This window comes from Marinobacter mobilis (assembly GCF_900106945.1).
GTDB classification, from domain to species: domain Bacteria; phylum Pseudomonadota; class Gammaproteobacteria; order Pseudomonadales; family Oleiphilaceae; genus Marinobacter; species Marinobacter mobilis.
Map to the genome: position 1 here is coordinate 304,380 of NZ_FNNE01000006.1, position 11,965 is coordinate 316,344.

The following is an 11,965-nucleotide window of genomic DNA, read 5'->3' on the forward strand; positions in this document are numbered from 1 at the left end:
TGTGGCGTTGTTCAGGCGCTTGCCACCTTTGGCGGCAATTTGCCGCCGGGCAGAGACAGACGCAGGTTATTCAGCCAGGTGGTGCCAAACTGGCGCCAGATGGACGCCCGGTTGTAGGGCAGGCCATAACGGGCCGCCAGAGCCTGTACGCGAGGGGAGACCTCCGGGTAGCGATTGCTGCACATGTCAGGAAACAGGTGGTGTTCAATCTGGTGGCTCAGATTACCGGACAGCACGTGGAACAGCGGGCCGCCGGTGATGTTGGCTGACCCCAGCATTTGGCGCATGTACCACTGCCCCTTGCTCTCGCCTTCAACCTGATCTTCCGTGAAGCTGTAGACGCCCTCCGGGAAATGACCGCAGAAGATGATCACAAAGGCCCAGACGTTACGGATGATGTTGGCGATGGCATTGGCTGCAGCCACCAGCAGGAACACCTGCCATGGCGAAACGGCGACAACAAACGACAAAGGCACCGCGACCAGCGCGCCGGCCAGCGGCCACATGATGTAGTCTTTGCGTACCTGCCCCCACATCTTGCGACCGATGCGCTTCATAACCGGACCCAGGCCCGCGTCTTTCGGACTCTTCTTGCCCTCAACAACGTCAACGATAGCCTGCTCGTGCAGGGCCACGCCTTCTTCGAACAAGAGCGCCAGCAAAACGAAGTAAATCGGCTGAAGCAGGTATTTAACATGCCAGGGCTGCATGGGAGTGACCCGCATGATGCCATAGCCCACATCCAGATCCTTGCCGACGACATTGGTCCAGGTGTGGTGCACGACATTGTGCGAGTGCATCCAGCGATCCGATGGGCTCATGCTGTCCCATTCCCAGGTATTCGACTGGATTTCCGGATCCTTCATCCAGTCCCACTGGGCGTGAAGGATGTTGTGGCCAATTTCCATGTTCTCCAGAATCTTGGCAACACCAAGCATAGCGACACCGAGAAACATGACGACGAGCGTAGTGCCCCAGCCTGCCAGTGCATGCCCCCAGGGGGGGAGCAGAAACAGGCTGGCGTAGATGATCATGCGTCCGACAAAGGCCATGCTGCGCTGAGTACGGATCAGTCGCAGTATGTAGAGGCGGTCTTTTTCTCCACGCGAGGCCATAACCTCGTCGTAGATCGCATCCATTTCACGTCCGAATTCATCGATTTGCTCATCGGTGAGATTGACCGGCAGTGGTTTTGCTGTAGCCATTTGGATTACCTCAGTTACAGATCCAGTTCACAGTCGCCGGCTGCGGCGCAGACACAGGTCTGCACAATGGCACCAGCTTCATTAAGAATTTCGCCGCTGCGGAGATCTCGCACGCAGCCGGATTTCAGTGTTGTGTTACAGGTATGACAGATGCCCATGCGGCAGCCATGGGGGGGATTCATCCCGGCCTCTTCCGCTACGCGTAACAGGTTCATCTGGCTGTCTGCATCGACTTCGACGCCGCTGCGGGCAAAGGTCACCTTGCCACCGGTTGCATCCGCCGGGACCTCGGCAAACTCAGCCATGAAGCGCTCGATGTGAAGTCTTCGGGATATACCGGCTTCTTCCCAGGTGCTTTCCAGGGCAGACAGCAGTGATGCCGGACCACAGGCATAGCAGTCCCGTTCTCTCCAGTCAGGGCAGAACTGCTCCAGCATTTCCAGACTGAAATGACTGTCGGTGTGCTGGTCTTCGCCAAATTTGCGGGTGTGAACTTCGTGGAGGTGGTAGTACTTTTGCTCTGCGTCCATCGCCCGGAGTTCCTTGCCGAAAATGACATCGAACTCATGGGGCGCAAAGTGAATGTGCTCTGTGCTGGGCATCCGGTGTTGCGCAATCAGGCTGCGGAGCATGCTCATGGCAGGCGTGATACCACTGCCGGCGGTAATGAACAGCGGCTGAATCGGTGAGGCGTCTGGCAGGTAGAAATCGCCTTGGGGCAAACCCACAGGCAAGAAATCACCGACTTTGATATTTCGCACGATGTGCCGGGAGACCCGTCCGTCATCAATGGCTTTCACCGTAATGGTAAACAGGCCATCGGATCGTTCCGGGGCGGAAGAAATGGTGTAAGTGCGGGTGTAGTGGCGCCCTTCGACCGGAATGCCAATGCGAATATGCTGCCCCGCCCGGTGCAATCGCCAGTTCGTGCCGGGCTTCAGCGTGATGGTGCGGGCATCCTTGGTTTCATCCCACACTTTAACGACCTGCGCCTGCATCTTATGGGTTGTCCACAGAGGGTTAACGAGTTCGACATAATGCGACGCACGCAAAGGGAAGGCGAACCAGTCGGTAATCCGGATCAATTGATTGCGAAATGACCTGGAGGGCGGCTGCTGTGTCTGCATCGTACTTCTCTCCAAAAGGGGCTGAGGTGCTTACGGGCGGGTTTGGTTACCGTCCGAAGCTGGCGAGTGGATCCCTGCCAGGGCCATACGGAGTGGTGCTTATCGTAGGGAATGTCAGTATGACAAGGCGTGGGACAGCAAAGAGGAAGGCGATGGGGAGGCGGAGGGGGCTGAAGAGCATGCCGGGCGCAATGCGCTTGCTGCTCTTATCCTGCGCTGTAGGCAGGTGAACCGTTTCGTACGCCATGTATTCTCCCAGTGCGTTTTCGGGAAACGCTTTATTTTATTTATCTCTTTAGCTTATGCGGTATGCAGATCTTGACAAGGTTTTTTTCGGCCACTTGCCCGACTGGGTGGGCGTGTAAACGCCTGGGTTGATTGCCCTGTCCAGCGGCGAAACGCCTGACGAAAGTTTGCGGCGTCGCTCAAGCCAAGCTTGGTAGCGATGGTCTCGTGGTTGATGTTGCCCGCCTGAAGCATGGCGATGGCGGCTTCACTGAGCACCCGGGCCCGAATTTCGCGGAACGATGTGCCTTCGGTCGTGAGTCGTCGACGCAGGGTTCGGGGTGGCAGCCCCAGGTTCGCAGCGATGGCATTGAAACTGCGCTGGCCGCCGTCATGGTCGAGAATCATCACCGCAACCTGATTGCCTATTGTGTGTATGGTGCTGTGCATATTCATGTGTACAATTGTACACATCCGGTGTGGGCCGACTTGACCGGCGCCGACAATTTGCTGGACACTTTGCGACAAAAAGAGTGGTTTGATGCAAGATCTACATGAAAACCGAAGGGTTGTCCCTGAAGCCTATGCTCAAATGCTTTATGAGTATCTTGAGGCGCAGGGCCGAGTCCCGGAGCACGTGTTGGGCGCGCCCTGGCCAAGCCCGGATTCGAGCGGCTTGGGTGGAATAGACGAGCACCTATGGTCTTCCATGCTGGAGCGAGCCGAGCGTGAACTTGAAGATCCCTACCTGGCCCTGCACCTAGGCGAGACGATTAATTCCCGCCATCTTGGCGTGATGGGGGCTGTGCTCCCTGCCTGTGACAATCTGGCGGGTGCGCTCCGTCTGCTGGTGCGCTATCAGCGCCTGTTGTTTGACACGGTGCCCATGACCCCGAGATCGGTTGACGGGTCAATCGAACTGGTCTGGGATACCTACGAGAACCGCACCAGTCGTCTGGTGGATGAAGTTGGCCTGGCGGTACTCGTCCGGTTTTGCCGCAGTATTGTTCGTGTGCCGGTCAATCCGGTACGTGTCGACTTCACGCACGTTGGCCCCGGTGACATTTCGCCCTACGAGGAGTACTTCGGTTGCCCGGTTGGCTTTCAGCGCCCTGAACTGGTTCTTCAGGGCAGCCTGGAGCTGATGAATGCCCCTCTGAAAACTCCGGATCCTGCGCTGATACGGGTTCTGGAACAGCACGCCGATCAGTTGCTGCGGCAGCTGCCGACTCAGCAAGACATTGTGGTTAAGGTCCGCAAAGCGATTGCCGGGCTGCTTTGTCAGGGGGAGCCGAGTATCGAGACTGTCAGCCGTTCTATGAACTGCCATTCCCGGAAGTTGCAGCGGGAGCTGAAGCTGGCCGGCACTACGTTTCGTGATGAATTACAGGCCGTCCGACACCAGTTCGCGGAATCCTACCTGCGTGACCGGAGGCTGCAGATCCTCGACGTAGCGATGTTGCTCGGGTTTTCTGAGCACAGCGCATTTACTCGCTCTTTCCGAAAGTGGACGGGGAGAACGCCCGCCGAATTCCGGCAGGAAAATAAAGGGGCAGAACAAAACGAGCAGCCTGACTAGCGATGCTTTGAATCAGGCTTGGACCGAATCTCTGACCCTTTCATAACCCGGTAGTTTTTCGACCGCTCTGGGGCGAGAGCGTCATGATCCCTGCTGTCGCGTGGGTTGGCTATTCAGGAAAGTGATGGGGTGCTCTGTGCAGAGCACCGTGCGTGATGAGAGGTGAACGAACCGGGGCTGCGGCCCAGGGGGGGGATGTGAGAACTGGGAGCTTGCTATCGTTCGCTCTCGTGTTTATCACGCAGCGACTGTTCGATCACTGCAAAGCGGTCCTGACCCCAGACCATGGTGTCACCGATCACGAATCCGGGGACACCCCAGCCACCAGCCTTTTGCATGGCCGCGCGGTTGGCTTCGGCCAGTCCTCTCCAGCTGTCATTATCCAGCGAGAGGCGAGCACGGGACCAGTCCAGCCCGGCATGTTCGACCAGTCGCCTGAGCCCCCTGTCGGTGGCTGGGTTGACGCCCTGGCTCCAGATCCCTGTTGAGGCTGACAGCAGCCACTCCCGAAGACGTCCTTCCTGCTCGGCAAACGGCCAGATGGCCATACACCTTTCTACACCCGGTCCGAGCGGATCACACACTTTGCCGAAGGGGATATTATGCAGTCTGGCTTCGCGGGCGGCGTCTTTGAGAATATAAAGTCGCTTGGCCCTGGGGACGCTGAGACCTCGCATGACCATAGGGAGTACAGGGCGTATCCGCAGCGTCAGTCCATAGTCGTCGGCCAGTGCGTAGGTTCGCGACAGCGCTAGGTAGGAATAGGGGCTGCGGAAGGAAAAAAACAGGTCGAGCGGCTGGTTTGCTAACGCATGCGTGGCGCTGCCAGGCTTGGCTGTCTTGGCACTGCCGTAGGCCATTGGCCAGTCATGGCTGCCGAGGCCAAGGTCATTCAGACGGGAGGCGAGGTGGTCCAGACGCTCCACGCTCCAATACCATTCACCTTGATAATGAATCGTACCGGTCAGGTAATGGCCATCGCGGAGGAACCGGTCTCGCCGACCCCGCAGGGTCGCGAGTGCCTGATCATGGGGGACCTCGCCGTGCGCCCGGAGCAGGGCCCTGAGTCCGTCATGGTCGTGACGCCAGAGCGCACCGGACAGAGCCTGGGCCAGAGCCCAGAAATGCTCATCCTGCTCATGTTTCAGGAGGCAGCGGGTGGCTGACAGCGCAAGTCCTGGCTGGGGAAGTTGCCAGTGTTCGGGAAAGTCCAGGCGGTGCAATCTCGCCAGCGGCAAGGCATCACGTGGTGCCAGTTGGACCAGCATATCGGTGGCAGGGTACATCCGCTCATCCAGATACAGCATTACCCGAGGCTTGATCGTGAGACCGAAGTGGCGTGCAAAGCCAGGCAGGACCTGTGCCATGAGAACCGAATAGGGATCGTCGACTCTGAAGTAGAAGGTCGCCTGGTGGGGCTCTCCTTTCAGGTGTCGGAACCTTTCCAGAAGCCTTCGGCGGTAATGCTCTATCCGTTCACTAGTGATCAGTTGCGCGAGCAGCGGGGTAAGTTGTTGTTTCAGGGTCATGTTCGTCTGATTCTTGTTCTATGGAAGGTGACAGCTGCGCAGGGCGGACGGACTATGTCCCCGTGATTCCGAAGGCGTCGAAACCCCGGTGACACCTGAAACGCGACAGACAGACTGCGTTGGCGAATCATCAGAGGGTGTGCGTAAAAGGTCAAGGGCGAGAGGTACTGAATTCAGAGATGCTGGAAGAGTTAAGGGGGGGGCGCCTTTACGTCGGTCAGCTTGAGAAACCTGCGCCCCGAACCGGGGCGCAGGCATCGCGGGTCGCCTTACAGGGGCTGCCAGCCGTTCTCGCTGTCAACGAACGTAAGGGAGGTGGTGTCTTCCATGGTGTCACCTTCCTCGAAATCACCCACGGCCATCTTGAGCATGGCAAGCGCCATTTTTTCCATGCCTGAGGCCTCCGCCATGAGCTCATTCATTCCCTGGGTGAACGTGATCTCGTAGTTCACTTCAACCACGTACCGGTGCTCACCCTCGGCATAGCCGTTCACCTTCTCAAAGTCTGTTACCTCGGTAAAACTTTGCGGGTTGAGGGCATTCAGGGCATCCTCGATGTCGCCGTTACTTGGCGTATCGGAACATCCTGTCAAAAGGGCGGCAGCCATTAGTGCGCCCGCCAGTTTCACTGCTCTGGCCATCATGATCTTGTACCTCAATAGGAGTTTAAAAAGGCGAAACGTTATTGCACGGCGATGATAAAGCATTGAGTCGTACTTAATCGCCTGTGACACGCTATGAACTTGTAAAATAACGTTATTTCGTCATCAGCTAACCGGATTTGCCTGATGTTCACAACGAATCTGGCTGGTTTTTAACCGAGAGCCACGAACGGGGGCCCAGCGCTATCCTCTGTGAATGCTCTGAAGTCTGCACAACGTTCCCGGTTGCAGGTTCAGCCCGGGCAGAAAGGTGCCTCGTGTAGCGCTAGTCGTCGGAAGGGGGATGACGGTCATTGAGAGTCGTTACCGGGTTGGCCTCCCAGTAATGGAGCGCAGCCAGGATGTCCGGAACCTTGGTGAGGAATGCGTCGACGACGGCGGGGTTGAAATGCTGGCCAGACTGATCTTCGATAAAGCGTATGCAGTCGTCGGTAGGCCAGGCCCCCTTATAAGAACGTTTCATCGATAAGGCGTCAAAGACGTCGGCAACGGCAACAATCTGGGCTGACTGAGGAATATCGTTCCCGACCAGTCCTCGGGGATAACCTGTGCCATCCCACTTCTCATGATGACACCAGGCAATTTCGGCGGCCATCATCATAAGCTCGGATTTTCCGTTGCTCAGAATATCGTTCCCGATCTCGGTGTGGGTTTTCATGATGACCCACTCCTGCTCCGTAAGCTTCCTTGGCGCTTTCAGAATGCTGTCTGGAATACCGATTTTCCCTGTGTCGTGCAGGGGCGCGGCGAGTTCAAGCAGCTCGGAGCGCTTTTTGTCCCAGCCCATCGCCAGAGCGATGTGGCGAGAGTACTCGGCCATTCGCCATATATGGACGCCGGTGTCCGTATCGTTGTAATGGCCCGCCCGGCCTAACATGTACACCGTTTCTTTGTAGCTGCGTTGCAACTCATCCTGGTGCACCAGACGCAGATGGGTTTCTACTCGGCGTTGAACAATCGGGGCGGAAAATGGTTTGTGGATATAGTCAACGGCGCCCAGCGTAAAGCCCTTAACTTCATCCTCAGCTCTTGTTCGCGCAGTTACAAAAATAACCGGGATATGCTTCGTTACGGGATGTTGTTTTAACCAGCGGCAGACGTCGAACCCGCTGATTAACGGCATCGAAACGTCAAGGAGTATGAGGTGAGGGTGATGCCTGATGGCAGCCTCTTTTGCTACCTCTCCATTCAACGCAAACAAGAGCTCATAGTCTTGTTTGAGAATCTGATTAAGAACCTCAAGATTGTTTGGCTCATCATCAACAATCAGAATTTTCGCTTTCATCCTACCGATCCCCGGGCGCTTCAATGGACTCCAGGAGTGCCCTCGTCAGTCGTTCGGCCAAGGCAAAATCAAACTGCTCCAGTGCTTTGTATAAGGGTAGTACGTCTTGTTTGTGCCAGCAGGCCTCGAGTTCTTTCAGGATGGATCTTGAGCGGTCGGGGTTAAGGAATTCAAAGGATGCAAGCAATGTTCTGAGAAGAGTGCCTGCCAGCGTTTGATCAATGTTCAGCGGCTGATCGTTGTCTTCGTTCAGGGCGCTGCGCAAACAGCTGTCGATCGCTGTCGCGGCCTCGGACAACGTGGACCGGAGTGATTGTACGTCGGCGAATGAAGTGATTGTGCCGGCGGTGTCGATGGACGATTCCAGAGTCTCAGCAGCACGTGTCACGCTTGAGAAGCCCAGATTTGCTGCAGATCCTTTTACTGCGTGAGCCGTTTCCTTTACCGCCCTGGCATCTTGCGACGAGAGGGTCTTCTGATGCAGGACATGATCAAGCTGGCTCAGGTCTTTTTGTATCTGCTTTGCAAACAGGCGCAGTCCATTGGCGTATGCCGTCTTATCGCTCCACAGGCCGGGTGCGGAGGCGATATCAACCAAGTGGCCAAGTGGTGCAAGGTCGAGCCCATTGCTTGCAGGGACGTACGCCGTTTGTAAACCCGGGGTTCCCCGTTGTTCTGGCACGATGGCTTCGATGTGCTCCAGAAGTTCGGTAATATTAACGGGCTTCCGCTGGACGGAGTCCATGCCCGCGGCCAGGCAGTTCGTGTAATCCTCCTCCGTTACGCTCGCCGTCAACGCTATGATGGGCGTGTGCTCGTCTTCAATCGCCCGTATCTGGCGAGTGGCTTCCAGCCCATCCATGACCGGCATCAACATGTCCATCAGGATCAGGTCGTAATCTCCCGTTTTAAAGGTGTTTAACGCCTCCATGCCATTCCTGACCCGCGTGACCTGGTGCCCTTCGGACGACAAGCGGGTCGTCACCAGCTGGGCATTGGTGTCAATATCTTCAGCGAGCAGGATGCTGAAACGCCGTGAGGGCAAAGGCATGGAATGCCCGGCTGAGGGCAGGTTGCCTTCGCGTTCGGTAACGGTGGGGGCCGGGGGCAGGGGGAGTTCAACGGTGAAAGAGGTCCCTTTGTTAAGCGTGCTTTGTGCGTGAATCCGCCCAGACATCCTTTCGGCCAGCTGTTTGCAAATGGTGAGCCCCAGCCCCGTGCCACCAAATCTTCGGGTGATTGACTCGTCTGCCTGACTGAACGGTTCAAATACATGCGCCAGTTGTTCGCTGTCCATTCCGATACCGGTATCTTTGACCGTTACGCACGTGAGGCTCCCATTTCTGTGAAGGCGAACGCCCACATGGCCAGAGGGGGTAAACTTTACCGCGTTACTGAGAAGGTTCAGGACAATCTGGCGCAAGCGGGTTGGGTCGCCCAAGACGTTTTCGATGGTGCCCGCTTCAACGTCCAGGCTTATATTCAGACCTTTCTCAGCTGCTTTTCTGTTGACCATCGAAATGGCGTCGTTTAACAGGCTTGGAAGATGAAAGGCCACGGTTTCAAGGCTCATACGCCCAGCTTCGAGTTTTGACAGGTCGAGAATGTCGTCAATGATCGCCAGCAAGGATTGGCTGGAGGTTAAGATGATCTCCGCCTGAGACCTGGCTTCCTCTGACAGGCCGGTGGTATTCAGAAGGAGCTCCGAGAAGCCCATGATGGCATTCATCGGGGTTCGGATCTCGTGGCTCATATTGGCCATAAAAGCTGATTTTGCTCGGCTGGCCGCTTCTGCGCGGGATTTCTGAGATTCAAGCTCCCGCTCCACTTCCTTTTCCTTGGTGATGTCCCGAACGATGGCTGTGAAAAACAGTTGATCCCTGATGGGGGTTTCCGAGACCGCAAGGTAGAGCGGGAAGTGGTTGCCACCTTTTCTTACCGCCTCGACTTCGCGGCTGGCGCCCACAATGTTTGATTGCCGAACCTTCAGGTAGTGCTGGATATACGTGTCATGTCTTTCTCGATGGGGGGAAGGGGTTAACAGGGATACGTTCTGTCCGAGAACCTCACTGGCGCTGTACCCGAAAATGGATTCGGCCGCAGGACTGAATTCCAGGATGATGCCCTTTTCGTCAATAACCACGATACCGTCAATGGCACTGTTTATGATGCTGCGAAGGCGCTCTTCTTTTGCCTGAATGTCGCGTTCTATCTGCTTTCTATCGGTAATATCTATCGACCAGACAAGCACGCTTTCCTCACCACTAAATGGCATGACGACATAGTTGTTCAGTACATCGCGGATAGCCCCGTTTCGACCGTAAAGCTGCACCTCGTGGCCCAGAAGAAAGCCCTTGGCCTTTAGCTCATTCATGATTGAGGCATGACTTCCAGGCTGAACGTAAAGGTCTTCCATACTCATGCCCACCTGCACTTGAAGCATTTCCTCAAGCTTGGGGTTGGCAAAACAGAGCTGCCCTTGCACAGATATGCCCAAGCCGATAGGGCTATTGCTCAGTATCTTCTGAAGTTTCTGTTGTTCCCCCTCCAGTTGGGCCCTGTCGTGCGTCAGGTCGCTGGCCATTTGATTGAATGACATCCCCAGCTGGGCAAGTTCGTCGCGACCATGCAGATTGATTTTGTGCTGAAGATTACCTGCCGAAAATTCGTTGGTCGCTCTTATGAGTTCGCTGATAGGGCGGGTCAGGCTTCGCGTGACCATGAGACCGAGCAATATGGAAAAACCAAGGGTGGCGATCAGAAGATACAGCCAAACGAGTATCTTATGACTGATGGCCTGGAACGCCGTACTTTGGTCGAAGGCAACAGCCAGGCCTGCCCCGAGAATGGGAAGTTCTCGGTAAAACACGAGGTAATTCTTGTCATATACCGAGAAGGTACTGTAATCACCGTTTTGTCCGGTTATCGAGGGTGTGGCCTCGAGGTGAGAGAGAAGGCGTGCTCGCGTCTCCTGGTCGTTCGCTGACGAAAACGATTGGTCCGGCGTTGTGAGCCGCACTTCGTTCAGCGTGTTCGTCAAATCGCTTTGCACAATGGCACTGATTCCGGCCTTGCCATAAGCCGTGTCATAAAGAAGCGTGGACGCGACATCTTCAAGCTCCAGTTGAATGGCAATAACACCCAGTAATGTGTTTTTAACGTATATCGGTGTCGCGATGAACAAGGTCCAGCGATCGGAGCGCTCAATACCGGAGGAAATGCTGGAAAGGGTAGTGAGGGCGTACTGAACAGCTTTGGAAAGGGTGGGGGCAGCCTCCGGCTCTGTAAACAGGTTGTCGCCAATCTGGTCTTGCTGTCTCAGTGCGCTGATGATGTCGCCATTGGTCTTGATAAAAAGGAAGTCGTAATAATTAATCGCTTTTAAGTGGGTTTGTATCTCTGTGGCTTTCAGGGCCGCGAAATCCCGGTAGTGCGGTGTATTCAGGCCGGCCGCTGATGCTTTCTCCAGCTGATCGAAGATGTCCTGGAGTGCAGGGTCATAGGCCAGGGTGGCTAAATGCCGCTTTTGCTCCCCGATGAATACTGTGAGTCGTGACGCCCGCAGATCCATGGTTTCGGATAGTGTCGCTAACGCCTCGGACTGCATGCGTTGCTTTTCGTCTGAAAGACCGTAAAGGCTGATCAGCAAGGAGGGCAGCAAGGCCGCGGTGATAAAGGTGATCAGCATGCGGCTTCTGAGAGAGAGCCTGGACCACGGTTCAATCGATACTGGCTTCATGCTTTGCATGCTCCCACTCTGTTCTTGAAAGCCCGAGCGGATACGGTTCAGGGGGGATGGCCAAATCGAACGCTTGAACGATGTCGAGGGTGGTCTGCGTACTATGGCGGGCAATAAAGTTGGGCTGGTATAAATTACCGGTTTCCGAGTCAACAAAGATATTCCCTGACGGCCACCTGAGGCCGTGTACCCGAATGTTCGCATTGACCGTTTTGGGATGATCCGTTCCGATGTGTTCGACGGTATTTCGCCAAAGCATGAAGTTGATGATGCTGGCCAGCATTGGAGCGCTGACGGGTTCTACCCCGTTACTGCGGACACTTCTGAAAAGAGGCACAATGTGCCAAAGGAGTGTTCATGTCCAGACGCAGAAAATATAGCCCAGAGTTCAAACGCGAAGCCATTGCTTTGACCCGCCAACCCGGTGTGAGTTGTCGACAAATAGCTTTGGAGATCGGCATCAATCCCAACCTACTGACCCGTTGGCGCAGAGAAGCGGATGAGGAGACGGACAAGGCCTTCAAAGGCTCTGGCTCTCCCAGAGACGAGGAGGTTGCCCGTCTCAAGCGAGAACTGGCCCGTGTGAAGAAGGAGCGTGATTTTTTGCGCGAAGC

Annotated in this window: 10 protein-coding genes; 2 read left to right on the plus strand and 8 right to left on the minus strand. The window is 55.8% G+C overall.

Going from position 1 to position 11,965, the window contains the following annotated elements; all coding sequences use genetic code 11:
* Positions 1 to 11: 11 nt before the first annotated feature.
* The 3 genes from BLV11_RS11545 to BLV11_RS11560 all read right to left on the minus strand — a co-directional run bounded on the left by BLV11_RS11545 (position 12) and on the right by BLV11_RS11560 (position 3,013).
* Positions 12 to 1,205 (minus strand): fatty acid desaturase family protein, encoded by a 1,194-nt coding sequence (locus BLV11_RS11545; RefSeq protein ID WP_091814054.1) that lies wholly within the window; start codon positions 1,203 to 1,205, stop codon positions 12 to 14.
* 14 nt (positions 1,206 to 1,219) lie between these two features.
* Positions 1,220 to 2,332: a ferredoxin reductase gene (locus BLV11_RS11550; RefSeq protein WP_091814057.1), complete on the minus strand. Its 1,113-nt coding sequence runs from the start codon at positions 2,330 to 2,332 to the stop codon at positions 1,220 to 1,222.
* 300 nt (positions 2,333 to 2,632) lie between these two features.
* Complete coding sequence (locus BLV11_RS11560) at positions 2,633 to 3,013, minus strand: helix-turn-helix domain-containing protein (RefSeq protein WP_175528337.1); 381 nt, start codon at positions 3,011 to 3,013, stop codon at positions 2,633 to 2,635.
* A gap of 85 nt (positions 3,014 to 3,098) precedes the next feature.
* On the opposite strand from BLV11_RS11560, the gene BLV11_RS11565 reads away from it, so the two are divergent.
* Positions 3,099 to 4,136: an AraC family transcriptional regulator gene (locus BLV11_RS11565; RefSeq protein WP_217634564.1), complete on the plus strand. Its 1,038-nt coding sequence runs from the start codon at positions 3,099 to 3,101 to the stop codon at positions 4,134 to 4,136.
* A 215-nt stretch (positions 4,137 to 4,351) separates the two neighbouring features.
* Here BLV11_RS11565 and BLV11_RS11570 read toward each other — a convergent pair whose 3' ends face one another.
* From BLV11_RS11570 to BLV11_RS11590, 5 genes are all read right to left on the minus strand, one after another.
* A complete protein-coding gene (locus BLV11_RS11570) occupies positions 4,352 to 5,665 on the minus strand; it encodes a DsbA family protein (RefSeq protein WP_091814071.1) in 1,314 nt (437 codons plus the stop codon).
* Between the two features lie 269 nt (positions 5,666 to 5,934).
* Positions 5,935 to 6,309: a hypothetical protein gene (locus BLV11_RS11575; protein WP_139173230.1), complete on the minus strand. Its 375-nt coding sequence runs from the start codon at positions 6,307 to 6,309 to the stop codon at positions 5,935 to 5,937.
* Positions 6,310 to 6,592: 283 nt separating this feature from the next.
* A complete protein-coding gene (locus tag BLV11_RS11580) occupies positions 6,593 to 7,612 on the minus strand; it encodes a response regulator (protein ID WP_091814077.1) in 1,020 nt (339 codons plus the stop codon).
* A 1-nt stretch (position 7,613) separates the two neighbouring features.
* Positions 7,614 to 11,300 (minus strand): PAS domain S-box protein, encoded by a 3,687-nt coding sequence (locus BLV11_RS11585; RefSeq protein WP_175528338.1) that lies wholly within the window; start codon positions 11,298 to 11,300, stop codon positions 7,614 to 7,616.
* A gap of 31 nt (positions 11,301 to 11,331) precedes the next feature.
* Positions 11,332 to 11,688 (minus strand): transporter substrate-binding protein, encoded by a 357-nt coding sequence (locus BLV11_RS11590; protein ID WP_281242772.1) that lies wholly within the window; start codon positions 11,686 to 11,688, stop codon positions 11,332 to 11,334.
* Positions 11,689 to 11,708: 20 nt separating this feature from the next.
* Between BLV11_RS11590 and BLV11_RS11595 the strand changes: the two genes are divergently transcribed.
* Positions 11,709 to 11,965 (plus strand): transposase (locus BLV11_RS11595; RefSeq protein ID WP_139173231.1); only part of this gene is annotated, 257 nt, incomplete at its 3' end.

What these genes read in the sequence shown, in the direction of transcription:
- BLV11_RS11580 (WP_091814077.1), bottom strand. Translation starts at nt 7,612, where the DNA reads ATGAAAGCGAAAATTCTGATTGTTGATGATGAGCCAAACAATCTTGAG.
- BLV11_RS11585 (WP_175528338.1), bottom strand. Translation starts at nt 11,300, where the DNA reads ATGCTGATCACCTTTATCACCGCGGCCTTGCTGCCCTCCTTGCTGATC.
- BLV11_RS11565 (WP_217634564.1), top strand. Translation starts at nt 3,099, where the DNA reads ATGCAAGATCTACATGAAAACCGAAGGGTTGTCCCTGAAGCCTATGCT.
- BLV11_RS11545 (WP_091814054.1), bottom strand. Translation starts at nt 1,205, where the DNA reads ATGGCTACAGCAAAACCACTGCCGGTCAATCTCACCGATGAGCAAATC.
- BLV11_RS11550 (WP_091814057.1), bottom strand. Translation starts at nt 2,332, where the DNA reads ATGCAGACACAGCAGCCGCCCTCCAGGTCATTTCGCAATCAATTGATC.
- BLV11_RS11570 (WP_091814071.1), bottom strand. Translation starts at nt 5,665, where the DNA reads ATGACCCTGAAACAACAACTTACCCCGCTGCTCGCGCAACTGATCACT.
- BLV11_RS11575 (WP_139173230.1), bottom strand. Translation starts at nt 6,309, where the DNA reads ATGATGGCCAGAGCAGTGAAACTGGCGGGCGCACTAATGGCTGCCGCC.
- BLV11_RS11560 (WP_175528337.1), bottom strand. Translation starts at nt 3,013, where the DNA reads ATGAATATGCACAGCACCATACACACAATAGGCAATCAGGTTGCGGTG.